Genomic DNA, 22,737 nt, shown 5'->3' with positions numbered 1-22,737 from the left:
GCTCACCAGAGCCCGAGTTTCTCGATGACGTCGGCGGGCTTGGGCAGTTCTCGCGTGGGAACACCGGTCGGGTGGCAGGGGAGTGTGAGGTCGGTGCGCATCCGGATGAGCTCGCGCCAGGCGAGTACTTGTTCCCAAGTCTCGGTGACCTTGGCTTTCCTGGCGCCGGTCAGTCGTCCGGAGTCCGGGAGCTGGTCGAGGTGCAACCCGCCTGACAGGAGCGTGGCCGCTGTGCCCTCGCCGATCCCGCGCACGCCGGGGATGTTGTCCGCGGGGTCGCCTTTGAGGGCGCAGAAGTCGGGCCATTGCGCGGGAGTGACGTTGTAGCGTTCGGCGACCTCGGCGGGGCCGATGTGCCGCCGGCCGCGTTTCATCACGGTGTTGAGCGCGCGGACGTGCTCGTCGACGAGCTGGTAGAAGTCGCGGTCGCCGGACATGATCCAGACCCGGCGGCCGGGTTCGCGTTCGCGGGTGGCGGCGACGAGGGTGGCGATGACGTCGTCGGCCTCGGCGGTGTCGATTTCGATCCAGTGGATGCCGTAGCCGGTCAGGGCCTGCTGGACGTGCGGGATCGCGCGCAAGGGTTTGAGGGCGGCCTCGTCGATGACGCGGTTGGCTTTGTAGCCGGCGTCGCTGTCCTTGCGGCCGGCGGCTCCGTGCTCGCCGTCGAACACGACGAGGACCTCGGGTGGTTCCGGTATCTCCTCGCGGATCGCGACGCGGAGCAGGGCGAAGAACCCGAACTCGGCGGTGAGATCGCGGGTTTTGTCGCGGGAGAGGATCGCGGCGGGGAACCCGAACGCCGCGCGCCATAGCAAGTTGTGACCGTCAATCAGGAGCAAAGGGACGCCAGCAGGCATCACCGCACCGCCTTTACGAATGTCTCGGCGACTGTGGTGGGCAGATAGTCCCGCGAGCGGTAGTACGCAGCCCTGGATAGGTGCGCGTAGCGTACTGGATCTGCGAGTAGCTGTTCGGCGGCGCGCCAGAGACCGTGTTCGCCCCACGATCGGGGGATGATCACGCCGCCCGAGCCGTCGCCGGTGCCGACCAGCGAGGGCAGGTTGCCCACGTCGAAGGCGACGACCGGGGTCCCGACACTCATGGCCTCCAGCGCGACCAGCCCGAAGGTCTCGCGTAGCGAGGGCACGATCACCACGGCCGCCTGCGCGAGCCAGGCCGGCACCCGGTCCCAGCCGAGGCCGCCGCCGTGGACGGTCCCGAGGGCGAGGTGCGCGGCCGAATAGCGGCACTGGTCGAGTTCGGCCGCCTGGTCGCCGATGGCTGCCTCGAAACCGGCCTCACCGACGATCACCTCGACCGTGCGGTCCACCAGCCGACCGGCGTCCAGCAAGGCCCGGACGTTCTTCTCTGCTCCGAGCCGGGCCAGGACGCGGATCGGGCCGTGTCGTCGCAGCGCCTCCCGTCGCGAGTCGGAGGGGAGTGGCGCAGTGTGCAGCAGGGCGTTGGGCACGACCAGCCAGCCACCGGTGTCGTAGACGCGAGCGTGTGCTTGGTCGAGCACCACCTGGGACGGGGCGATGACCAGGTCGGCGCGAGCCAGGGCGGGCTCGAGGTCCTGGTCGTGGCCGACGACGTGCATGGCGAGGACTGTGCGTGCCCGGCTGATCGGTGCCGCTCTGCCTAGGCCCCATAGACCGTCGGTGTAGACGGCGACGTCGACTCGGTGCCTGCGGTAGACCTCGCACAGTTCGGCGGCGAGCAGCGCGTCTTGGCCGTGGGTGCTGATCGCGTCGCGCAGTTCACCGTCGTCACAGGGGAAGGTGACGCCCACCGAGCGCAGCCGCATCACGGTGTCGTCCGGGGTGTCGATCGGGGCGGCGGTCAGGATGAGACTGCGGTGGCCGAGCTGGCGCAGGCCGTGCGCGAGGGCGGCGGTGGCGCGTTCGATCCCGGCCGGCGCGTTCGGGGTGTAGGAGGCCAGGACGAACGCGACGGTCAGCGGGGGCGCGCTAGACATGGTGGAGGACCTTCCTCGGCGGCGGCAAGGGCGTGGTGTCCTGGTCGGCGGGCGGGGTTTCCCAGGGAAAGACGACCCAGTCCGAGACAGTCCAGATCGAGTAGTCCGGCAGCGTGGTCGCTCCGGTGTTGAGGCACAGGACCGCGGTCAGGATCTGGGCGCTGGGGCTGAGCAAAGGGGCGAAGTCGTCGTGGACGCGCCGAAGGGTCGCGCCGCTGCCGCAGATGTCGTCCACCACCAGCACCGTGCCTGTGAGCCGTCGACCGTTGAGGGCACGGGTCAGCGGGGTGAGATCGAGGGACACGTCACCGGTGGCTTGCTGGTAGACGTCGTCACCGATGTTGTGGCGGGCGCGGACCATGCGGGCGTTCATCCGAAGTGTGGTGGCGATGAGGTGGGCGGGTGAGACACCGCCGTTGGCGATGCCGATGACGCGCTCGACCGACGAGTGATCACGCAGGATCGTGTCGGCCAGAAGCGTGGCAGCGTCGTGGAGAGCCTCCGGTGTCACGCGCCAGATCTTGCGGTGATCGAAGTCTCGGCGTGCGGTGGTCATGCGCGGTCCTATTCCTTACAGGGCGGGGAAATCGCGTTGGCGAGTTAGGCGCTTACGTGGTGGGCTGAACTGATTCCGCGTAATGCGTGTACGAGGTCGTACACAGTGGTCCCGGCGATGTCGGCCATCGCGGACAGCGCGGTGGCGTCGAGCTCTTCGACCAAGACCCGTTCTGGGGTGGATTGCTGGACACGGACCTGCGCCCAGCGCTGGAGCGGCCGCAGCCGAGGATCGGCGGTGTGTGCGAGGCTGAGGAGGTCGATGTTGATGCGGGTCCCGTAGTGACCGCTGAACGCGAGGGTGGTCGCGCGGCGAAGGAGCTCGTCCGGCTGTCTCTTCAGTACAGCGCACACTTCGATCAGCCGCTCGACGGATATCCGGCGTGTGCCGAGTTCATAGCTGGCGAGCGTTTGCAGGGAGAGGTCGTCGTCGGTGCACATCGCGGCGCGCATCTGTTTGCGGGTCCAGCCGCGTTCTCTCCGCGCAGCCCGCAGGGTGTCGCCCAGGGCGTGCGCGAACTGATCGAGCTGTTCGCTCGTCGGTGTGTTCATGTCTTGTCCTCTCCAGGGCGTGTGCTTGCGAGCTGGGCCGGCTCGAGGTGTGTCCGGAGAGGCGCTCATGCCGATCCGTCCCAGGCAGTCAGTGCGAGGTCACTGGCCGTGTGCAGGGGGCGGAGGGCGCTGATGGCGTGTGCGCCCGGCTGGTTGCGCCAGATCTGGCCGTCGGAGCGGATCACTGTGAAGCCTCCGGCCGCCTGGCGAGTACGCAGACGGACGGGCACGGCCGCGGTGGTCTTCAGTTCGGCGAGGAGACCGAGAGCCTCGTCATCGGTCAGTTGCTCGGTCCCGGCCAGGGCGGCGCCTTCCCCGATGGGAAGCATCTGCAGGAAGGTCACTCCGCTCGCCCCTACCGTGGCGGCCAGGTCGACCATCGCCCGCATGCTGGCCTGGGCTGTGGAGCGTAGGAGCACGGCTTGAATCTGGGTGGGGATGTCTTGGGCGATCGCTGCACGGATTCCGGTGACGGCGTGGTCGAAGCTGCCTGCGCCGCGCCACCGGTCGTGACGTTCCGCGTCAGGTCCGTCCAGGCTCACTCGTACGGCGTCCACGCGGCCGGCCAGGGCTTCGGCGCGGCGGGCGAGGTGCGTTCCGTTGGTTGTCACACTGACCGCGCAACCACCCGCGACGAGCACGTCGATCAGGTCGGGCAGGTCGCGCAGCAGCAATGGTTCGCCGCCGGAGATGTCCACACCCAGAACCGCGGTCTCGGCGATCAGGTTCGCGATGCGGTGGCGCTCGGGCCGGGCCAGCTCAGACACGGATTTGTCGTCTAGGCAGTACGAGCAGGCGAGGTTGCAACGCACCACGGGCGACCAGCACACGCTGATCGGCACGTCCGTCTGGACGGCCGCCGGATGAACCTCAGGCCAGGAGGCGAGATCGGTGGCGGACAGCCGGACACGTCCGGAGCCGAGCGCGCGACTGGTGCGGTGGGTCAATCCGGTGAGCGGGTCGTGGACGACACCTTCGGCTCCGTCTGGCCGCGCCGCGAAAGTTCGCACCGTGGTCGTCATCGTCGGCAGTGACGGGGTCATCGCAGTACCTCGCAGGTGTGCAGTAGCTCGGTCATGTCGGCCATGAATGTCCGGGAGCGGCCGTAGAGGGCGGGCCGCCGCATGAGTTCCCGGTAGCGGGCGAGGGTGGCGGGCCAGCGAGCGAGTTTGTGCTGCCATTGCTGGCCGGCGTCCGGTGGATCGAGGTGGAACCCGACGGCCTGCCGGAGCGGGATGATCAACAGGCCGGCTGCGATCAGGCACGCGCCGAGGTAGGTGTCTTCCATGCCCCAGCCGATGCGCCCGAATTCGGGATCGAACCCTCCGACATCGAGGACAGCGGCGCGGGGAACGGCGACGAGGGCTGTGACGACCATGCGGGGGAGGTCCCAGTCGATATAGCGCTGGCCGTAGCCGAGGTCGAGGAAATCGCGGGTGTGATCCAGCGGCCGGCCTTCGAGGCGCTGGTCCAGCGTGATTCCCGTGTAGAGCAAGGGGCGGCCGACCGGTGGTCGCCAGACGACGCGGTGGTCGGCGGCGAGGTGCGGGTGCTCAGCGAGCACTCCACGTCCGCCCTGGTGCAGGTCGTAGGGGAGGTTGTGCCGGAACCCGACGAGCACCGTGGTGTCGGTCGCGCGGGCGGCGATGTCGGTGATCACGTGCGGCGGCAGGACCATGTCACCGTCGAGGTAGACGACGGTTTGCCCGCGGGCGACCGCGGTGCCGAGGTTGCGCGCGGTGCCCGCGCCCGCCCGTTCAGGGAGCCGCAGGGCGGTGGTGACGATCGGATGCTGAGCGGCGATGGTGGCTGTTGTGTCGGTACTGGCGTCGTCGACGACGATGACCTCGAACCTGTACCGGTGGTGCTGGCCTTCCAAGGCGTCGAGGACGGCCGAAAGGCAGTAGCCGACGTTGTGGGCCGGGATGACGACCGAGAGGGTGCGTATGGCGGCCAGCGGAAGGCCCGAGGGCGTGGGCTCGTGCCAGCCGATCCCCGACACGGCCTCCCAGCTTCGGGTGCTGCTGGTGTGAAAGTTGTTGCGGTGCAGTAATTTCTCGTCCAGCGTGGTCACGCCCACCCCCAGTCCCGAAGGTGGGGCAGTGCGTCGTGCCATGCCCTCGTATCCGGGATGATCGTGATCTGCCCGAACAGGGCGGGATGGTCGAACACGCGTTGGAGAGCGTGCAGGTACAGAGGCTCGACCAGGATCAGCACGTGCTGCAGCGATGGTGCGTCGGCGAGTTCGGCGTCCAGTTGCGCGGCGACCGTCCGCTTGTGCAGGCGTGCGGCTTCGGCTCGGGTCGTGAGCCGGTGGTCGTAGGTGCTGATCGGGGTCTCAGGTCGCAGCAGGCCGTGGGCGCCGGACAGGATCCGGATCCGAGCTCGGCGAGCGGGATCCGCGGCGAAATGTTCTCGCGCGCTAGGGACGCATCCGCCCTGGTAGAGGTCGAGCGCCACGACCGGCGCGGCGGTGACGATCTTGCGCCGTGAACAGTTGAGGATGATCAGTCCATGGTTGGGTGCGAGGACACGAGTAGTGGGTGGCTGGAGAGTCATAGCTCGCGCACCACCCGCATGCCGATACCGCGCGAGCGCAACTCGCCGGGGGCGGCGTTGAGGAACGTGCATTGCGCGTACAACGGCGACGAGGCGAAGGAGCCGCCTCGGATGACGACGCCGTCGCTCATCGCGGTGCTGGCGGTCCATTCCCAGACGTTGCCCGCGACGTCGAGAATGCCTTCGGGTGTGGCTCCGGCGGGATGAGTGTCGACCGGGGTGACCGTGTCGTGCAGGGAGTCCCGCAGGTTCGCGAACGCCGGTTGCCAGGGTGCGGCACCCCACGGCCAGCGTCGGCGCCCGGCTCCGGCAGCCATCCACTCCCACTCCACCGAGCACGGCAACCGGCCGCCCAGGCGACCGGCGATCTGGATCGCCTCGGCGTGACTGATCTCGGTGACGGGATACCGCCCCCCGAGACCAGCCTGGTCGCTCGGCAGGTGCCCGTAGGCGAGCGGGGTACGCGTCCACAACAGGGTCGGGACCTTGACCGGGCGCCCGGTGTCCCCGTATGCGCAGATCCCGCCGGTGACCTTGATCCATTCCAGATGCATGTCTCAGCCGCCGATCAGGAACAGGTCTTCGACATTGGCGTCATTCCTGATGCGGCTCTTGCGCTCGTTGGGACGTAACCGAAGCCGCAGGAGCGCGTCGCTAATGGTGTCGAAGGCCCCGTGCGCTTCCTCACAGGTCGGGGCAAAAGCGGCATAGTTGTCGGCGAAACGGACGACCCGAAGCTGCGGAAGTTGTGTGTCCACTTGGGACAAACGAAGGTTGATCAGCAGGGGCGCCAGACCTGAGCCCGCCGCGATCGGACTCGGCATCGCGGCGAGCGCCGTACGCAAGCGGGCCAGGAAAGTGCCGTCGTGGATGTGCTCGGCATGCCAGTCGATGACCTCGTCGATCGTCGCGCCCTCGGACACCGACGCGACATCGAGATCGGCGATCCAACGGAAGCCTGCCTGATGATGCACGGCGGCCTGCCGCAACGCGGTGATGCGATTTCGGCGTGGGCGGAATCCCGAGACCCAGTCGCGGAAGGCGCTCGCTTCCAGCACCGGCTCCAACGCGATGCGCAGCGCGCGGTGCACCAGACGGTCCCGTACAGTGGGGATGAAGGTGTGCATCTGTTTGCCGGTATAGGTGGGCAGCTGCACCTCCCGGACCGGTTCGGGCCGCCAGGTGCCCTCGGCGAGCTCGAGGGCCAGTTGCGGCAGCATCACGTGGGCCTCGCTGCGTAGTCGCCCCCAGGTCATGCCGTCGGCACCGGGGGTGGAGGCCCGCCTGCCGCACTGACGTAACGCGCGGCGCAGACGCGGCTCGGACAGCAGCGGCATCAGTGAGTGCGATTGCGGCCCGGCAGCCGGGGATGCTGGCGCGGTTGCGTCCGGGTGCGCTACCGTGCTGGGTGCTTGGGCGGCAGGAACGATCCCCTCGCCACGCTGTACCGGCTCGCTACCCGACACGCGCGAGCTGTGGCGCCGGGAACGACGGCCCCGCCCAGGCCCTGCCGGTGATCCGAACTCCGCGTCCGCCATCGTCGTCATCTCCTCACGCGCTGCCGTAGGTGGTGGGGTCCGGGATGCCGTTCTGCTGGAACGCCTCCTTGCGTTCGGTGCAGGTCCCGCACGTGCCGCAGTGCGTCGTTCCGCCCCGGTAGCACGACCACGTTTTCTCGAACGGCACGCGGAATGCCGCGCCGATCCGGACGATGTCGGTCTTGCTTTGGGTGATAAACGGGGCGAGAATCTCGAAATCGTCGTCCAGAAGTCCGTCGTTGGCGACGCGGGCAGACCAGGCGTACCGCTTGACGAACTCCGGGCGGCAGTCCGGGTAGACGGTGTGGTCACCGGCGTGTGCGCCGAACGCGACCACGTCGGCGTTGCGGACAACGGCCAGCGAGACCGCGATGTCGAGCATGATCGCGTTGCGGTTCGGGACGATCGTCGCCCGCATCGACTCGTCGGTGTAGTGGCCGTCAGGCACCTGCACGTCGGCGTCGGTCAGCGCGGAACCAGCCAGCAGCCGGCCAAGCATCGCCAGGTCAACGATCTCGTGTGGACAGTCAAGCAGTCGCGCGATCTCAGCCGCGTGCTCCAGTTCGACCCGGTGCCGTTGACCATAATCGAAGGACAAGAGCGTCAGCTCTGCTCCGCGCTGGGCTAGCCAGTACGCCAGCACAGTGGAGTCCAGGCCTCCGGAGGCGATCACAATGGCGTGCCGCGGGTGCCGGTGAGCAGGCGAGCCGATCGGCACCATCACCACGTCCCGCAAGGTGAGGACGCCCAGCGGGCAGCGTCGGCCACTGTGGTCCACGGCGGAAGGGTCATGTGTGGTTGTGGCCGCTCAAGCCACCGGACGCCCTCCTTCACGTTGTCCGACGCGGGAAGCAGAACAGTGTCACGGCGCCGTTTCCAGCCGATCTGCGTGCGCACCAGATCACCCCACGACGACATGCGCATGGTCGTGCGCGGCTGGGTAAGGAAAATCCAGTCATTGGGATCGCCTGGAACCACGATGATGGGCACACGCAACATGTGCCGCGCAAGGAAGTTGTTGACCTCCGCGCCGGACCCGGCGCGCATGATGAGCGCGTCGACCGTGGCACCGAGCTGGAGGTAGACGTCGCCGGAGACACTGTCGATCGTGGTTGGCCACGCGAATACGTCGCGGTAATTCCGCACCCGTTGGCCTGGTTGCTGCTCGGGCTGGGCGGGTGGGGCGTCGATGACGGCGGTCATGATTCGTTCCTCCTCGAAAGAGTTGGGCGTTGGGCGCGGCCGAACGGGAGGCGTCGAGTAACCACTCCCGCCCGGCCGCAGTCGGTGTCGCGGACGTGCTCAGCCGATAAGGCACCACGGGAAAGCCGACCTGGCCCGCGAGGTCTGGCTAGATGGCCCCCGCTCGGTGCGACGGTTGATCCGCGAGCAGGACATCGCGCAGTGCCGCACGGAGCTGCCCGGCCTCGACGTTGGTCAACCGGGCGAGTCGCCCGCCCGGCAGCTCGATCTCGACGTCCGCGGAAGTACGCCGCCGTAGGTGCAGCGCGGACCGATGGCCGTCGCCGTCGCGGCAGTCGACCCTGCGGTGCTGCCAACCCAGCCGACGAAGCAAGGCGGCGGCGGGCACGGTGTGACATGGCCGCCTCATGGGCCCTCGGCCTTCCTGATCAAGCCGAGGCCGTGGGTCCCGGCGGTCGCGATCGCGTACCGCAGGACTCGGTTGGGGGGCTGGCGCGGCGCGCGGCGATGCGAACCTGCATAGGCGGACTCGGCTTGCTGCCGTCGCCGCCACACCATACGCAGCATGCAACAGATGAACGTCAGCGCGGCGCTCGCCGTGATGCACAAGGGGATCATGCGCCCTCACCCCTGGAGGCGGGGATCGCGGCGGGACCAGATATCGGGGTCATGGTCCCGCCGCGACATGGCGACAGAGCAGAGCGGCCCCACGGCGGTTGGGGAAGCCCACCGAGGTTCTGCTCCGCCGTGCTCGCCGTGTCCGTGGTCGTGACAGCGCCAGATGTGGTCGACACGGGTGTGGCCGCTACCTCGGCAGCTTTCATAACGGCAGAGCGGAACTTCGCGGCGGCCCCGTAGTCGAGGATCAAGCTCTCTCCTGGGGGAGCCACGACCACGACTTCCGAGTCGCGCACGGCAACACACAGCGTCCCTTCACGGCCGGTCACGTCACGGCACGCGATGGACCAGGGTCCGGTGTTCGTCATGCGCCACCACCTCGCGCGGTGTCCCTACTCCATTCCCGTCGACACACCGGCTGCACGAACAAACACGGCACAGCGAGCTGAGTCTTTGGGTATCGTGACGCGCGTGGCGCCACGAATCGCTGGAAGAGCATAACTACTCCAATAGTCAGCGAGTCCCTATTTGGTTTGCTGCGTCGGATTGTCAGCCGCGCAGTTGGTCAAGCGTTCTCGTTAAGTCTCACGGTGTACAGCCGGTACGTACCGGTGTAGCAGCGGTCCGTAGGCGATAATTAGCTAAACGTCTGTAACAGGTCCCGGTCCAGAGCGGCTACGTGGCGTCAATGCGGCGTTCATAGATCGTTGCCCACGCTGACCTGCCCGAAGTCTGGAGCGCTGCCGTGCTTGGCGGACGGGAAAGCAGAACCGGCGTGCTTGCCGCCCAGTTCAATGCGCCCCCCGTAGGAGACGCGGTTTGTCAAAGCGCTGATAATAGATTTCGAGATAGAGACGTTCGTCGGACTCGATATACAACCGACCTTGTTGGTCGAGCTCAAGGCTCCATATCGCCACGTCGGCTTGGGCCGGCGCGGCGAACCACGCGGCAGCGGCGGTGAACACGTCGGCATAGTCGACGCCGCTGACAGTGTGAAGCTGAGCCGTAGTGACGGCATCGAGCGGGTGGGGCATGGGACGACTCCTCGGTAACGGCGGGCGGACGCCAGCGCTATACGCACGCCTGCGACTGACTCCGGGCGTCAGACGGGCCGCTGTGGGTGCACCCGCTGTGAGGCTGGAAAGCGATACCCCCACATCCTCAGACGCCGCGCGTCCATCCCGCGCGGCGCGCGGCCCGTCCGGATTGCAGGGAAGCTAGTGAACGCTCGGTGATCAAGCGGCAGCCAGAGCGGCAATGAAGCGGCAATGAGGCGGCTATGAGGCGCCACTAGGTCTGACCTGCGCAAACGACTCATTTCGGGTTTGTAGTCCGAACGGGTGCAGCTCATTGAGTGGGTGATCAGACTTGACGGATAGCTGGCTATTGTGACGGTGACCGACGGGTGAGGTGATGTTCATGGGGGAGCGGCGAGTTGCCTTCGCTGACCGGCGCGAGCAGATGGGCTACACCCAAGAGAGCTTCGGTAGAGCGGTGGGGGTGGAGTTCTCTACCGTCGGGCGTTGGGAACGGGGCGAGTTGACTCCGCAGCCGTACCGGCGGCCGCGCATTGCTCAGGTGCTCAAAGTGAGCCTGGCCGAGTTGGAGGTCTTGCTCTCGCCGTCCCGGCGGGCTCGGTCATTAGAGCTGACGACGTCGCCCCGCTACACCCCGTCGCTTGATGATGCGTTAAGTGCCTTGGAAGCAGTGGCTCTCGTTGACAACGGGGCGGACACGAAGCCCGGTATGCGTGTCTTTGAGGGGCGACTGCCCGCGCAGGCCGTCCGTGCTTGGCGTTTCGGTGTGGAGCATTTCGATATGCCGACGACCGGAGCCCCGACAAGTGTGCGCGACATCGACGAGATTAAAGCGACGACTACTGCGCTCGATCGCCTCGATCGCCAGTTTGGTGGAGACTACTGCCGCGGGCTAGCTGTGAAATATCTAACGAGCCGTGTATTGCCGACCCTCCGGAGGCCTGCATCTGATTCGGTGCGTCGTGAGCTATTCCAGGCTTCGGCAGTATTGGCCGAGGTTATCGGATACATGGCTTATGATTCTCAGTTTCACCGCCTGGCGCAGCACTATTTTGTCCACTCTCTCCGGCTTGCCAAAGAAGCGGGTAACCCTGCGTACGGATCGTTCGTTTTCGCCACCATGAGCCATCAGGCGTTGTACCTTGATCGACCTGACCAGGCGTTGGCGCTTGCTCGAGCTGCACAGGAGACTGCTTCGTCTAGCTCCGTCGCGGCAGTGAAGACCGAAGCAGCCATGCTCGAAGCAACTGCATCCGCGGCCCTTGGCGATCACAGGGGTAGCACTGAGGCCTTACGCCGAGGTGAGAAGTCGTACGACCATCACGGTTCGGCAGATGAGACGCCCTACTGGATTGCACACTGGGATGACGCGGTGTTCGCGAGCTTCGCCAGCTCGGCATGGCTCGATCTAGGAGATGTTCGCGCGGCGGAACCGTACCTGCAGCTCCTGGCGGACAGGGCCCAGGGGCAGGTGCGTCGCGAGGTTTTCGCGGCTGGGCAACGCGCCAAGGCTGCCCTGCTCGAACAGGATGTGGAGCGATGTGTTCACTATGGCACGATGGCGGCTAAAGCCGCTGCGGCCGCCAACTCGAAGCGCTCGCATCACATCGTCCGCGACCTGCTCAGCCAGCTTGAAGGGCACCGGCAGCTGCGGCCTGTACGCGAGTTGACAGAGACGGTGGTCACGCTCCTACCAAGTGAGGCACCTTGACGCATGAGCAGCCCAACCACTGCGGTGATCGCACAGTCTTCCAGCACGACTTGAAGGACGAGGGCGATCCAGAGCCCGAGTTCAACGTGGGAATCGCCGAGCGGCTGCCACGAAAGAACGTTGCAGCAGGTGTGCTCATCCGTGACGATTCGGGTCGGATCCTCTTCATATCACCGACCTACAAGCCGTTTCTGGACATACCGGGAGGCTTGACCGAGGACGAGGAATCGCCGCTAGCCGCTTGCTACCGCGAGGTTCGGGAGGAACTTGGGGTCGACTTGCAGATTGGCCGACTGTTACTCATTGACTGGATGCCAACTCACGGCGTGTGGCGTGACAGCGTCCAGTTCATCTTTGACGGTGGCGTACTCGGAGTCGAGCAGATCGAGGCGATTCGACCGGCGGCCAACGAGGTCAGTCGCCTTGAGTTCCTCCACGTTGACGCTGCCAAACAACACCTTCGCCCATCAATGGCTCGGCGAGTTAGCCTGGCGCATCGAGCACTTCTTGACGGTTCGACGTACTACGCCGAGTTCGGTCGAACCCCATAGGATTGCAGCAATAGAAGTAGAACAGGTAGTAGCGGCTGAAAGCTGCTTAGTCCCAAACGATTTGGTGCTCGTGTAACCACGCTGGTGGGTCCATGGCGCCGCTTTGAGCTGCTTGAGCAATTCTGCGATCGCGGCTTCGCTGTTCGATCCACCGCGGCGTGCCGCGTCGGTGTGTCGTGCGGCTGCGGCGGCTAGCCCCAGCTCGAATGACTCTTTCACGTCGTACGGCCTCGAAGGCTTCGAGTGCCGTCGCTGCCTCTTCGTTGCAGCGAAGTTGTTGGGCTAGAACAACTGCGTCTTCGAGGGCTAACGCGGCGCCTTGCTCTGTAGCTGGGGGGACGGCGTGGGCTGCGTCACCGATGAGGATGACTTGCTCCGTGCGCCATGTCGGCAGGGTGTCGAGGGTGCGTGTGTTGGAGGGCAGGATGACGGTCGCCGCTCGGATGATGTCCACGGCTGGCGTACGGTCGCGCCGAAAGAGCTTCACGAGGCGTTTACGCCAGGTTTCGGTGTCGCGGGGTTCCTGCGCAGATAGTGCCTCTGGCGAGGCGATGTTGGCATACCAGTAGATGTCGCCGCCGGCGGTCGTATAGCCGAACGTTGCCTTCCGCCCCCAGCAGATGTGAAAGGCGTCCGGCGACGGAGGAGCGGCGGTGCTCGCGGGGGCGTAGCCGTAGACGAGGTGGGTTCCGGCGTAGTGGGGTTCTGGTGCGGAGGGAAAGGTCAGCCGGCGGGTTGTGGAGTTGAGTCCGTCTGCGCCGATGAGCACGGTGCCTTCGGCTGTGGAGCCGTCGTCGAAGGTTGCTATTACGGTGCCGTAGCGGCTAGTTGCGGCTATCAGGCGCTTGTTCATGGTGACGGCCGCTCCGCGGTCGGCGGCCGTGGAGCGCAAGACGCGGGCGAGGCGAGCGCGGGGCATCGTGCGGGGGACGTCGTTGTGTCCGTTACCCGCGAAGGAGACCGTGCCGAGGTGGCGGCCGGTTCCTGAGCTGAGCTCGGTGTTGGCGACCGGGTAGGAGATGTCGGTGACGATGTCGTGTGCGTCGATGGCGCGCAGGGCGTTGAGACCGTTGCGTGGAAGGCGAAGTGCGGCTCCGCTGTAGTCGCCTCCGTCGTGCCGAGCTTCATAGACTTCGGCTGTGATCCCGGCTTTGCGCAGAGCTAGGGCAGCTGCGGATCCCGCGATGCCGCCGCCGACGATGATCGCGTGATGGGTCACGCGGCCCTCCCTGAGGTGGCTAAGTCTCTGGCAGCAAAGGCACGTGAGAGCGCTACGAGTTCGTCGACCTCGTCGCGCGTTGAGCTGGTCTCCGGGATTGCGAGAGGGACGGCCCGCTGATGCTTGCCGTGGTCGTCAGGGGAGCCCCGGAGCGCTTCGGCGATGAGGTTTGACAGCGGTGTGTCGGCTGGATGGTCTTCGCGGAGTTCTGCTACGCGTGGGCTGACTCGGACGAGTCCGTCTCGGCATTCGATCATCCGACGGTAGTAGCGCCGGTGCACGTCCCATACGCGTAGGGAGTCCCACGGGGTGGTGGAGGCGCGGAGAAATTCGTCTTCAGGGAACGCATGGTGTAGCGCCGTCCACAACGGCTCGAGTGCTTGGTAAGCGCGACGTTGACGCCACCAGATACGTATGGCGGTCAGCCGCATGCGGGCCGCCGGATAGAGGAGGCCAACGACGATCGCGACGATGCCGGTGAACGACAGCGTCCCGTTCATGCCGATGATGTCCATGAACAGGGTTCCGGTGAACCAGTACTCGACGTCGATCGCGGCGAATATCCCGCTGGTCACCGCGACCATGACGAAGCCGACGGCCGCTACGCGAAGTCCCATGCTTAGTCGCCGTTCGGCCTGGCGGGCGTAGCGCAGTGCCGAGACCGCGCATGCTGCGAGCGCGCAGCCCATGAAGAGGTTGGCGGCGAAGTAGATGACCGACATGTGCGGAACGGACCGCGGCGCCGGTGCCGAAGCCGCCGCACCGATCATGACGAGTTCGGCGGTGACGAGCACCATCAGGTTGCGGCGAGTGCGGCGTTTGGCTACCTGTCGAGACAGCGTCGCAGCATCGAAGAAGAACAGCAGAGAGAGAACGGCGGCCGACGTGGGAGCGTGCCATGCGACGGCAGACCACACCGGACCCCCGCGCACGAGCGACGCGTCGCCGACGACGTCACGCAGGATGCGCCCGATGAGCGCGAAGGCGAGGAAGCCGACGATGCCTTGCAGAGGGAGGTTCCAGGGTTGTCGGCTGAGCTGATAGCCCTTCCAGACCAGACCGCCGAGGAGACAGCAGATCAGGGCGGCGCTGATGAGCCAGCTCATAGCCAGCCGATCCGGGCGCCGAGAGCGGTGTCCATGCCGCGCGCGGCGCCGTCAGAGGGCCGAGGGGCCGCGATGTTCAGGATGGATGCCCATTCGAGGATGATCGTCGCGACTGCCTCAGCCTCCCGTTCGTGGTCGGTGTCGTAGGCAGTTCTCCGCAGCGCTCGTTTCACTGCGTCGTCGCCGATATCCGGGTACTGCTCGCTCAGCGATCGTGTTCCTGGCGTTGTGAGCCCGTCGGGAAGGACGTCGCTGTCGAGAGCCCACTGATGGCCGCCGAGGATGTGGCCGAGTTCGTGCAGGACGATGTGGTCCTGGTGCAGTTTGGACGTTTCCTGCTGGAAGAGGATGTAGTCCGCTTCTCGGGTGGAGATCCACATGCCGAAAGGGCCGGGGACGGGGATGGGGTAGGCGATCAGGCGGATGGGTTTGCCGCGGATCTCGCCCATCTGACGGCATAGCTCGGTCACGTCCAGGGGTGGGCGAATATCGAGCTTGCTCAGCATCTCACGGCATTGTCGGCGTATGCGCCGTTCAGACACCCGCACCCTCCCTTCGCAGCAGCGACTTCAGGCAGCATCGCAGAAATCGCTATGGCCAGTCCGTTCTAGACGCCTGGAAGCCCTCCATCGGGTGGCGGGGGCCTCTCGGCTTGCTCTTGCTGGTAGACGAGTTCGAGCATGTCTTTCACCAGCTTCAGGCGTTCGGGTGACAGCTGGCCGGCGCGCATCGCCAGCAGTTGAATCTCCTCGTCACCGGACAGGCTGGCCATCCTGGCGCGCTCCGCCTTCAGCGCTTCCAGTTGCTGGTCGACTTGCCGCACCAACTCGTCGTCATCGAAGAAGTACGCGACAGGGACCTCGAAGAAGGCGGCTAGCCCTTCCAGGTAGCTCTTCGTCGGATTGGTCTTCGTGCCGTTACGGAGTCCCCAGATGTAGCTCTGAGATGCCGTCCTGGCGTATCCGCCGGCGACAATGAATTCGGCGACCTGCTCGTTGCTGTACTCCTTGCCGTCCGGTCGCTTCTTCGTCGCGAAGAGGTCGTTCAGCTTCGCGGCGAGCGTTCGCGTCGCTTGCTCTGCCACCCCAGGCCTCCATGACAGCCGCCGTGTCTTCACTGATGAGACACCCAATCGGGTGATCACTTTCTTGTCAGTTGAAAAGAACTTTCTCCTGAGAATAGTCTCGACTCCACGAAGCCTCAACTGAGGAGAAGGTTCGCCACCCAGGTGGGCTAGCGGGCTTGGAGCCTCACGGTCGGAGGAAGTTGATGGTGACCGCAAAGGCGCCAGTGCAGGAGGCAGGTCCGGGCTCGCCCCGGCGTAGCGGGGCAAGAGCGGCTCGCGTCTAGCGCGGTCGATTGCTCTGCGGATGGGGAGACGCAGATGCGACAGATCAACAGCTTTGCTGAGGCGGTGCATCGGCTGCGCCGTGAGCGGGGAATGAGCCTGGGTGATGTGGCCGCGAAGGCTCGCTACAGCCCGAGCTACTTATCCAAGCTGCTCCATGGCCACCGGCGCCTGCTGCCGGAGGTCGTGCGCCAGATCGACAGGGTCCTCGACGCGAAGGGGCAGCTCGAACGCCTCGCCGAACAACAACGCTCCGAAGGCTCGGTAGGTGGGGGCAAGCCGATGCAGTTGCCCGCCGACGTCCCAGGCTTCGTCGGACGCGCAGACGTCCTGCGGATGATGGACGCCGCACTCGTGAGCCCGGCAGAGGGGGGTGCCCACGCGATCGTGATCGAAGGAGGCTTCTGGGTCGGGAAAACGGCGTTGGCCGTGCACTGGGTCACCCGAAACCTGGATCGGTTTCCCGGTGGCTGCCTCTTCGCCGATATGCGCGGGCTGGGCCCTGGGGCACCCAGGACGCCGGAGGATGTACTCGATGGCTTCTTGCAGGCATTGGGCGCCGGTCAGGCAGACCTGAATGGCGCACTTGAGGTCCGGGCGGCACGCTTCCGATCGATCCTCGCCGAACGCCCCGCCATGGTGGTCCTCGACAACATCACCGACTACAGCCAGGTGCGGCATCTGCTGCCCGGCGGCGGCAGCGTCGTCGTCGTTACCAGCCGCGAGCACCAAACCAGCCTGCTGTTGCGGACCGGCGGAGTGTCGATCGACTTGCCCGCCTTGCCGGCCGCCGACGCGCTGACCTTGCTCGCCCGCCGCGTCGGCCGTCATCGGCTAGCCACAGACCCCGTGGCCGCGGAAGCGGTCGTACGGCGCTGCGGCCGACTGCCCATGGCAGTCCTGATCGTCGCGGAACACCTCCAGCAGCGGCCCGACAGCACAATGGGCAAGATCGCAGCCAAGCTGGCGACTGACCATCACCGGCTGGACCTCTTCACCTCGCCGGACCCCTCGGTCAACATCCATGGCGTCATCGATCTGTCCTACCTCGCTCTGCCGCCGGCCGCGGCACGGCTGTTCCGCCTGCTGGGGATCAGCCCCGCGTACACCGTCAGCGCGGACTCCGCTGCCGTGCTTGCCGACATCGAGTCCGACCTAGCGGAGTCTCTTCTCGCCGTGCTTCGGCAGGTTCACCTGGTGACAGCCATGCCGGATGGTCGCTACTGCATCGACTACCTCCTGCGGGCATACGCATATCAGCGCGCGCTGGTCGAGGAGGACCTCCGGGAAGTGGAGAAGGCCCAAGACCGGGTTCTGAGGTGGTACACGGCACGAGCGCTTTCCGCCAACAACTCGCTAATCCCGAACTGGCGTGACTCGACGATCAACAGCCTGCTCGCGGACTTCGGCCAAGGCAGCCTTGGCTTCGACGAGGCGATGTCCTGGTGCCAGACCGAGGTCGCGACCGCCCTGCAAATCGCGAAGAACACCCGCAGTCACCTCGCAAAGGACCTCCTGTGGGTCCTGCCGACTGCGTTCCTCCCCTTCTTCGCCATCACCCGAAGCTGGACGGACTGGCTCATTGCCGCCAACGACGGGCTCGACGCCGCGACCGCGGCGGAAAGCACTCCGGGCACTGCTCGTAGCCTGCAAGTCCTCGGATGGGCCGAGCGTGACCTCGGCCGGACGGCCGAAGCCATCTCTCATCTCACGCAAGCCCTCAAGCTTTATGCCGAACTCGGAGACGAGCTGCCCGCGGCATGGACCGCATACGGCTTGGCGCTCGCTCTTACCGATAGCCAGCGGCACGGTGAAGCGATCGCCCACTTCCTGGCGGCGGATGATCGGTTCCAGGCACTTCACCACGACATCGGCGTCGTCATGAACCGGGCAGCACTCGCCCTTGCCTTCCACGAAGTCGGTGATCGCGAGCGTGCCGTCGACACTGCGCGCGAGGCACTGAGCCTCGCTCAAAGGCACGACTCTGACGGCATCCACAGCGCCGCGCACCACAGCCTCGGCCTCCTGCTGCAGCGCAGAGGCGAACATAGGGCGGCCCTTACACACTTCGATGCCGCAGCCTCACTTCGGCGGCGCTCGTGGCAACAATGGAACCTTGCTGACACACTCATCGCCCGAGCGGACTCCCTGTTAGCCCTGGGAGTACGTCCGCAGGCCACAGCCACCTACGAAAGAGCAGCCGACATACTGGAGAGCCTCCGCGATTCACGGGCGCATGAAATTCGCGCGCGCGCCGCGTTGGGCGGAAAACCTGACTGGGCGGCGAAGAACGAGCCCGCTGGTACCGTGCTGCGCTTTCCTTCGTGGGCACGGTAAAGTATTTCCAACCACGGTTTATGCGATGGCTCGGGCCCGCTGTTCGGCTAAGCTGGCACGCGCTCTAGTTCATGAATCTGGTATTCAGTATGAGCCCAGTCAGGCTAGATCTGGCTGGGCTTAACTGGTTTCGGTGCCGGGCGAACTGTTGCCTTCTGGTATCCAGAAGCTTTCGCTGTTAATGAAAATCGTTGCCGTCTTGACAGGGTCATGACAAGATCAACACAGAATCGGCACAGCATTGTGCTCGCCTAACGGGTTCCCATTCCTGTTGTGGCAGTGGATAGTGAATAGCAGAACAACGCAACCCGCCGCAGATCGATTTCATCGAAATTGTGGATATCAGTGGCTCGTCGTTCGGCTAGTCAATTCCATTACTCTTAAGGGTGAGGATATGATTGGAATTTCGCGGACTCGTGCGGTTCGATACGGTTTGGCTGGAGCGGTTGCAGCACTCGCTGTCGCGGGGTCGGGTGTGACGGCAAACGCTGTCACGACAAGGGAAACAGCGGCTGGCAGTCCTGCGACCGTCAGCGAAGGATGTGGCTATCTCGGCTGGGGAAAGTATCGGCATTGCGATGGCGGTACCGGGTCCACTGTGATGCTGGACGTCGAGGATTTCTTTGGAGGTCTTTTCCGCTACTGCGTCGGGCCCGGCACGACCAATCTCCAGCCGGTCATCAGATGGCGGGTGACCGGCGCCTGGTGGAACGGAGGCGTCCGCTGCATTCCGGGCTACTACGGCCCAGCGTGATAAAGACTCGCCAGAGCCGTCATCGCTGGCCTGGGACTTGCTGATCGGCGGTTGCTCTGGCGCTCCGGGGAGGTCAGCGCCCCGGACGCGGCGTGGCGGGAAACCAAGCTCTCCGCCCCAGCTTGGCCCGTCACGCCGCACCCAACTTGCCGCTCAGCGGCAAGCGCTCCGTCGGTGTCATCCGGGGATCGACGGAAGCCGCCGGGGTGGCGCCCCTCCCCTCAAGTGCCACCCCGGCAACCCCGCAAGCCCACAAGTCAGCAGGTAGGACAGTCCCGCTACGAGCGTTGTCAGGGAAGCAGGGAAGAACGATGACGAGCCAGGCACCCGTGGAGTCACATCACACGGCGACAGGCGTTCTAACCGTTCGCCAGCACCATAACCAGCGCGCCCGCCAGAAGACACGGTCCGAACGGCACCACCACGGCGCCGTCTTCATCACGGCGTCGGACGCCGGGCACAGCGACCATGACCAACGCGAGCAGAGAGGCCGTCAGCAGCGCCCCGACGACCTGGGCCCAGCCGATCCAACCGGTCACCAGCCCGACCACGGCGGCGGCGCTGACGTCGCCAGCACCGATACCCCCGCCGGTGGCCACGGCGAGAATGAGGAACAGTCCACCCGCCGCGGCGAGTGCGGCAAGCGCTCGTACACCCGGCGCGGGGTCGCGACGGACCAAACACAGCACCGCGAAACCCGCCATGGCACCGGCAAGCAGAGGCCATATCCAGGCCCGGGGAAGCCGGTGTTCGCACCAGTCGATTACCGCCAAGGGAACCGCCAGGACGGTGACCAACCCGTAGACGGCGAGTTCGCCGCGTGCTTCCACACGCCAGCCCAGCAACCCCATGGCGGCGGCCGTGAGTACCGCGCCGAACCACCACGCTGCGGCCAGCCTCCGCTCCTGTCGCAGGAACCGGCGCGTGAGCCCACTCACCGCCGCACCGAGCACCAGGCCGGCGGCAGCACCGCCACCCCACCACCAGCTGCTCGCCGTCAGCTGCACAAGTCCTCCACCCCTCGTCTGATCACCTTGTACGCCATCCTGCCCGTCCGATCTTCCGGCCGACCGGCTCTCAAACCAACGGGTGAATTTCACGCGAGAGCTGCTGCCCAGAGCACCATCACCACGAAAGTCGGCCTTGAGGCGAACCCGCTGAAGTGGAGCGTCACGGCGGTGCGGCTCGCCCACACTGATTTACGATCGTCGATGAAACGGGGACCGCAATGACCCACTACCGCAGCACCCGCCTCGCCCTGGCCGGCCTTGCCGCTGCGGCCGGACTTGGCTTGAGCGCCTGCAGCTCGGACGACAGTGCAACCCCGGCATCCGCGACGTCAGCACCGCCAATCGCACCCAGCACCACAGCCGCCTCGCCCGCCGATATCGCCAAGCAGAAGGCCACTACCGCCTACCTAGGCATGTGGAGCGACATGGCCGAAGCCGCGACAACCTCGGACTGGCAAACACCAAAACTGGCTCAGAACGCGACAGGCGAAGCGCTGCAGACCATTTCCCGAAGTTTGTACGCCGATCACTACAACGGCCTGATCACCAAAGGGCAGCCCGTCAATCACCCGAAGCCGGTTTCCGTAGAGCCACTGGACAACCCGACTTCGGTCACACTCACCGATTGCGGCGACTCAACGAACTGGCTCAAGTACCGGGCTGACAATGGTCAACCCGCCAACGACGGGCCAAGCGGACGCCGACAGATCGAGGCCTTGGTGAAGAAAGCCATCGACGGCTCTTGGAAAGTGACGACCTTCGCGGTGCACGAGGTCGGGTCATGCACAGGGTAAACAGGACCGCGCTGACAGCGGGCGCGGCGATCGTCTTTTCTCTCGCTGCGGCAAGCCCGGCTTTGGCCGATGGTTGGGGCAACGTCAAGTGCGGTGAAGCCGGAAACCCGTCCTGCGATCTCGGCGCTGGTAGCGGCGGCCACTCCGCTCCCATCCCAGGCCCAGTGCCCGGCCCGAAACCCGGTGGCCCGAAATCGCCGGTAGGCGAACAGGGCAAAGCCGCTCCGTCGCCCGGCGACCGGGTTGTCGACGGAGACAACAACCAAGCCGATTGCTCGTACGTGCGCAGTAATTACCAGCCGCCGGCGAACGGTGTGCTGACGATCCGCTTCCACCGACATCGCTGGGACTCTGGCGGGGTGCAGTTCGTGTCGCTGGCCCGTCCGCGGCCCCAAGATGTGGTGCCGGCGCAGGCACCGGGTCCGGGCGGTGCGTGGTACGTCTATCAGTGTTCCGGTCAGGGGCAGCGGGACGCGCTCTACCGGGCGCCGGTGTGGATTCCCGATGGTCAGGCGCCGGGTGCCGCGCCGCTGCCCTCGCCAGAAGAGTTGGCCGAGCAGGCGCGGTCGCAGTTGCGGTTGCCGAGTCCGGTGATCGCGTCGAGCCCGGCCGGAACGCAGCTGGTGCAGCTGCCGACGTGGTTGTGGTTGGACCGGGCGATGTGGCGGCCGCAGTCGGCGACGGCTTCGGTTCCTGGAGTGTCGGTCACCGCGACCGCGACCCCGACCTCGGTGTCCTGGGCGATGGGTGATGGCAGCACCGTGTCCTGCGCTGGACCGGGCACACCGTTCCCCGCCCATGGGGATCCGCAGGCGGCGTCCCCTGATTGCGGCCACACCTACCAGCGTTCCTCGGCCGGTGCGCCGGGCGAGCGGTTTCCTGCCGTGGCGTCGGTGTCGTGGCGGATCACGTGGTCGGGTGCCGGGGCGGCGGGCACGTTCCCGGACATGACCACCAGCGCGGCGGCGTCCTTCCGGGTCGCCGAAGCTCAAGCCTTGGGCACTGGATAACCCGGACGACGTTCCCAACTGATCGGCAGTTTTCTTTTCTTTCCTTTTCCTGACCGTGTATTCGCGGCGGCATTTGCTGGCCGGGTGAATACGTGGTGCGGGTGAGCTATGTCTGGAGGGGTTTCTCGTGACCAGTACTGACAGTCCGGCGCGCGGCGACAGCGCGACCGGTGAAGCCCGGCCGGGGTCGTGGCTGGATTCCTCGGGTTCGCCGTCGAGGTCGGCTGTGCGCCGGGGGCGGCGGCGCCGGTTGCCGTATCTGGTGGCGGGGGTGCTGCTGGTGGTGCTGTGTGTCGGTGGCGCGGTGTGGTGGACGACCAGCACCCAGGACCGGGTTTCGGTGCTGGCGCTGGCGAAGCCGGTCCCGCTCGGACATGTGCTGACGTCCGCGGACCTGCGCAGCATCGACGTGTCCGCCACGCCGGGCATGGCGCTGATTCCGGCGGATCGGGCGGCGAGCGTGCTGGGGCGGCCGATGGCGACCAGCCTCGGCGCGGGAACGTTGCTGACGCCGGACGCGGTGAGCGCTGCCGCGATCCCCGCGGCGGGTCGGGCGGTGGTCGCGGTCGTGGTGAAGCCGGGGCAGGCCCCGCCTGAGCTGGCCGCCGGTACCCCGGTGACTGTCGTGGTAACCGCCGCTGCGGCAGAAAGCTCGATGTTCGGACACGCGTCGGGAACGTCCTGGCGTGCCACGGTCGTCGGGGTGACTCCTGCGGGTACGGACCAGACCACGGTGGTGTCGCTGGAAATCGACACCACCGGGGCGTCACAACTGGCACAGGTCCCGGCCGGGCAGCTGGCACTGGTGATGCAACCGGCGGGTGGTGAGCGGTGATGCTGATCGTCTTGTGCTC

At 66.1% G+C, this 22,737-nt stretch carries 25 protein-coding genes; 6 read left to right on the top strand and 19 right to left on the bottom strand.

From position 1 onward, the window contains the following. Positions 1-2: 2 nt before the first annotated feature. From AMYAL_RS0145330 to AMYAL_RS0145265, 13 genes are all read right to left on the bottom strand, one after another. Positions 3-860: a 5'-3' exonuclease gene (locus AMYAL_RS0145330; RefSeq protein ID WP_280632821.1), complete on the bottom strand. Its 858-nt coding sequence runs from the start codon at positions 858-860 to the stop codon at positions 3-5. Next, positions 860-1,981: a glycosyltransferase family 4 protein gene (locus AMYAL_RS0145325; RefSeq protein WP_020637948.1), complete on the bottom strand. Its 1,122-nt coding sequence runs from the start codon at positions 1,979-1,981 to the stop codon at positions 860-862. Before AMYAL_RS0145325 ends, AMYAL_RS0145330 begins: the two co-directional genes overlap by 1 nt. Next, on the bottom strand, positions 1,974-2,537 hold the full coding sequence (locus AMYAL_RS0145320) for a phosphoribosyltransferase (RefSeq protein WP_020637947.1): 564 nt from the start codon (positions 2,535-2,537) through the stop codon (positions 1,974-1,976). The genes AMYAL_RS0145325 and AMYAL_RS0145320 overlap by 8 nt, the downstream gene beginning before the upstream one ends. 44 nt (positions 2,538-2,581) lie before the next feature. Continuing rightward, the gene (locus AMYAL_RS0145315; RefSeq protein ID WP_020637946.1) at positions 2,582-3,088 is read right to left on the bottom strand and encodes a helix-turn-helix domain-containing protein; all 507 of its coding nucleotides are present in this window, start codon (positions 3,086-3,088) and stop codon (positions 2,582-2,584) included. Between the two features lie 65 nt (positions 3,089-3,153). Further along, positions 3,154-4,131, bottom strand: a complete 978-nt coding sequence (locus AMYAL_RS0145310) for a radical SAM protein (protein ID WP_020637945.1) — start codon at positions 4,129-4,131, stop codon at positions 3,154-3,156. Continuing rightward, a complete protein-coding gene (locus AMYAL_RS0145305; RefSeq protein WP_245193369.1) occupies positions 4,128-5,162 on the bottom strand; it encodes a glycosyltransferase family 2 protein in 1,035 nt (344 codons plus the stop codon). The genes AMYAL_RS0145310 and AMYAL_RS0145305 overlap by 4 nt, the downstream gene beginning before the upstream one ends. Continuing rightward, complete coding sequence (locus AMYAL_RS0145300) at positions 5,159-5,647, bottom strand: DUF6884 domain-containing protein (RefSeq protein WP_020637943.1); 489 nt, start codon at positions 5,645-5,647, stop codon at positions 5,159-5,161. Before AMYAL_RS0145300 ends, AMYAL_RS0145305 begins: the two co-directional genes overlap by 4 nt. Then, positions 5,644-6,201 carry a formylglycine-generating enzyme family protein gene (locus AMYAL_RS0145295; protein WP_020637942.1) on the bottom strand — a complete coding sequence of 186 codons (558 nt, stop codon included), beginning with the start codon at positions 6,199-6,201 and terminating at the stop codon, positions 5,644-5,646. Before AMYAL_RS0145295 ends, AMYAL_RS0145300 begins: the two co-directional genes overlap by 4 nt. A 3-nt stretch (positions 6,202-6,204) precedes the next feature. Then, a complete protein-coding gene (locus tag AMYAL_RS0145290; protein ID WP_026467992.1) occupies positions 6,205-6,984 on the bottom strand; it encodes a reverse transcriptase domain-containing protein in 780 nt (259 codons plus the stop codon). A gap of 214 nt (positions 6,985-7,198) precedes the next feature. After that, positions 7,199-7,906: a 7-cyano-7-deazaguanine synthase QueC gene (gene queC, locus AMYAL_RS0145285; protein WP_020637940.1), complete on the bottom strand. Its 708-nt coding sequence runs from the start codon at positions 7,904-7,906 to the stop codon at positions 7,199-7,201. Continuing rightward, on the bottom strand, positions 7,906-8,388 hold the full coding sequence (locus tag AMYAL_RS0145280; RefSeq protein WP_020637939.1) for a hypothetical protein: 483 nt from the start codon (positions 8,386-8,388) through the stop codon (positions 7,906-7,908). The genes queC and AMYAL_RS0145280 overlap by 1 nt, the downstream gene beginning before the upstream one ends. Before the next feature lie 148 nt (positions 8,389-8,536). Beyond that, a complete protein-coding gene (locus AMYAL_RS0145275) occupies positions 8,537-8,797 on the bottom strand; it encodes a hypothetical protein (protein ID WP_143267921.1) in 261 nt (86 codons plus the stop codon). Between the two features lie 1,000 nt (positions 8,798-9,797). Continuing rightward, a complete protein-coding gene (locus AMYAL_RS0145265; protein ID WP_020637936.1) occupies positions 9,798-10,040 on the bottom strand; it encodes a hypothetical protein in 243 nt (80 codons plus the stop codon). 385 nt (positions 10,041-10,425) lie between these two features. Between AMYAL_RS0145265 and AMYAL_RS48175 the strand changes: the two genes are divergently transcribed. Both AMYAL_RS48175 and AMYAL_RS0145255 read left to right on the top strand, forming a co-directional pair. Next, positions 10,426-11,754: a helix-turn-helix domain-containing protein gene (locus AMYAL_RS48175; RefSeq protein WP_167336204.1), complete on the top strand. Its 1,329-nt coding sequence runs from the start codon at positions 10,426-10,428 to the stop codon at positions 11,752-11,754. Then, positions 11,751-12,305 carry an NUDIX domain-containing protein gene (locus AMYAL_RS0145255; RefSeq protein WP_051137625.1) on the top strand — a complete coding sequence of 185 codons (555 nt, stop codon included), beginning with the start codon at positions 11,751-11,753 and terminating at the stop codon, positions 12,303-12,305. The genes AMYAL_RS48175 and AMYAL_RS0145255 overlap by 4 nt, the downstream gene beginning before the upstream one ends. A gap of 46 nt (positions 12,306-12,351) precedes the next feature. Here the strand turns inward: AMYAL_RS0145255 and AMYAL_RS0145250 are convergent, their stop codons facing one another. The 4 genes from AMYAL_RS0145250 to AMYAL_RS47645 form a co-directional block, all read right to left on the bottom strand. Then, entirely contained in the window at positions 12,352-13,524 is a 1,173-nt protein-coding gene (locus AMYAL_RS0145250; RefSeq protein WP_020637933.1) for an FAD-dependent monooxygenase, read from the bottom strand. Then, positions 13,521-14,630: an MAB_1171c family putative transporter gene (locus AMYAL_RS47650; protein ID WP_020637932.1), complete on the bottom strand. Its 1,110-nt coding sequence runs from the start codon at positions 14,628-14,630 to the stop codon at positions 13,521-13,523. Before AMYAL_RS47650 ends, AMYAL_RS0145250 begins: the two co-directional genes overlap by 4 nt. Then, complete coding sequence (locus AMYAL_RS0145240; RefSeq protein ID WP_026467989.1) at positions 14,627-15,172, bottom strand: hypothetical protein; 546 nt, start codon at positions 15,170-15,172, stop codon at positions 14,627-14,629. Before AMYAL_RS0145240 ends, AMYAL_RS47650 begins: the two co-directional genes overlap by 4 nt. Before the next feature lie 65 nt (positions 15,173-15,237). Then, positions 15,238-15,714, bottom strand: coding sequence for a hypothetical protein (locus tag AMYAL_RS47645; RefSeq protein WP_020637930.1), 477 nt, complete (start codon positions 15,712-15,714; stop codon positions 15,238-15,240). A 300-nt stretch (positions 15,715-16,014) separates the two neighbouring features. Between AMYAL_RS47645 and AMYAL_RS0145230 the strand changes: the two genes are divergently transcribed. After that, positions 16,015-18,315 (top strand): helix-turn-helix domain-containing protein, encoded by a 2,301-nt coding sequence (locus tag AMYAL_RS0145230; RefSeq protein WP_020637929.1) that lies wholly within the window; start codon positions 16,015-16,017, stop codon positions 18,313-18,315. A gap of 394 nt (positions 18,316-18,709) precedes the next feature. Beyond that, positions 18,710-19,069 carry a DUF6355 family natural product biosynthesis protein gene (locus tag AMYAL_RS50745; protein WP_245193368.1) on the top strand — a complete coding sequence of 120 codons (360 nt, stop codon included), beginning with the start codon at positions 18,710-18,712 and terminating at the stop codon, positions 19,067-19,069. 359 nt (positions 19,070-19,428) lie between these two features. Here the strand turns inward: AMYAL_RS50745 and AMYAL_RS0145220 are convergent, their stop codons facing one another. After that, positions 19,429-20,076: a prepilin peptidase gene (locus tag AMYAL_RS0145220; RefSeq protein WP_020637927.1), complete on the bottom strand. Its 648-nt coding sequence runs from the start codon at positions 20,074-20,076 to the stop codon at positions 19,429-19,431. A gap of 221 nt (positions 20,077-20,297) precedes the next feature. Between AMYAL_RS0145220 and AMYAL_RS0145215 the strand changes: the two genes are divergently transcribed. Continuing rightward, positions 20,298-20,873 (top strand): hypothetical protein, encoded by a 576-nt coding sequence (locus AMYAL_RS0145215; RefSeq protein ID WP_051137624.1) that lies wholly within the window; start codon positions 20,298-20,300, stop codon positions 20,871-20,873. Positions 20,874-21,381: 508 nt separating this feature from the next. On the opposite strand, the gene AMYAL_RS49765 is transcribed toward AMYAL_RS0145215, so the two are convergent. Next, positions 21,382-21,657 carry a hypothetical protein gene (locus AMYAL_RS49765; RefSeq protein ID WP_020637925.1) on the bottom strand — a complete coding sequence of 92 codons (276 nt, stop codon included), beginning with the start codon at positions 21,655-21,657 and terminating at the stop codon, positions 21,382-21,384. A 353-nt stretch (positions 21,658-22,010) separates the two neighbouring features. Between AMYAL_RS49765 and AMYAL_RS0145200 the strand changes: the two genes are divergently transcribed. Then, positions 22,011-22,718 carry an SAF domain-containing protein gene (locus AMYAL_RS0145200; RefSeq protein WP_143267920.1) on the top strand — a complete coding sequence of 236 codons (708 nt, stop codon included), beginning with the start codon at positions 22,011-22,013 and terminating at the stop codon, positions 22,716-22,718. Positions 22,719-22,737: the final 19 nt, after the last annotated feature.

The sequence above is a fragment of the Amycolatopsis alba DSM 44262 genome (assembly GCF_000384215.1).
Lineage (GTDB): Bacteria > Actinomycetota > Actinomycetes > Mycobacteriales > Pseudonocardiaceae > Amycolatopsis > Amycolatopsis alba.
The sequence above is the reverse complement of the archived record's forward strand: the minus strand, read 5'-3'. Positions and strand labels throughout refer to the sequence as shown.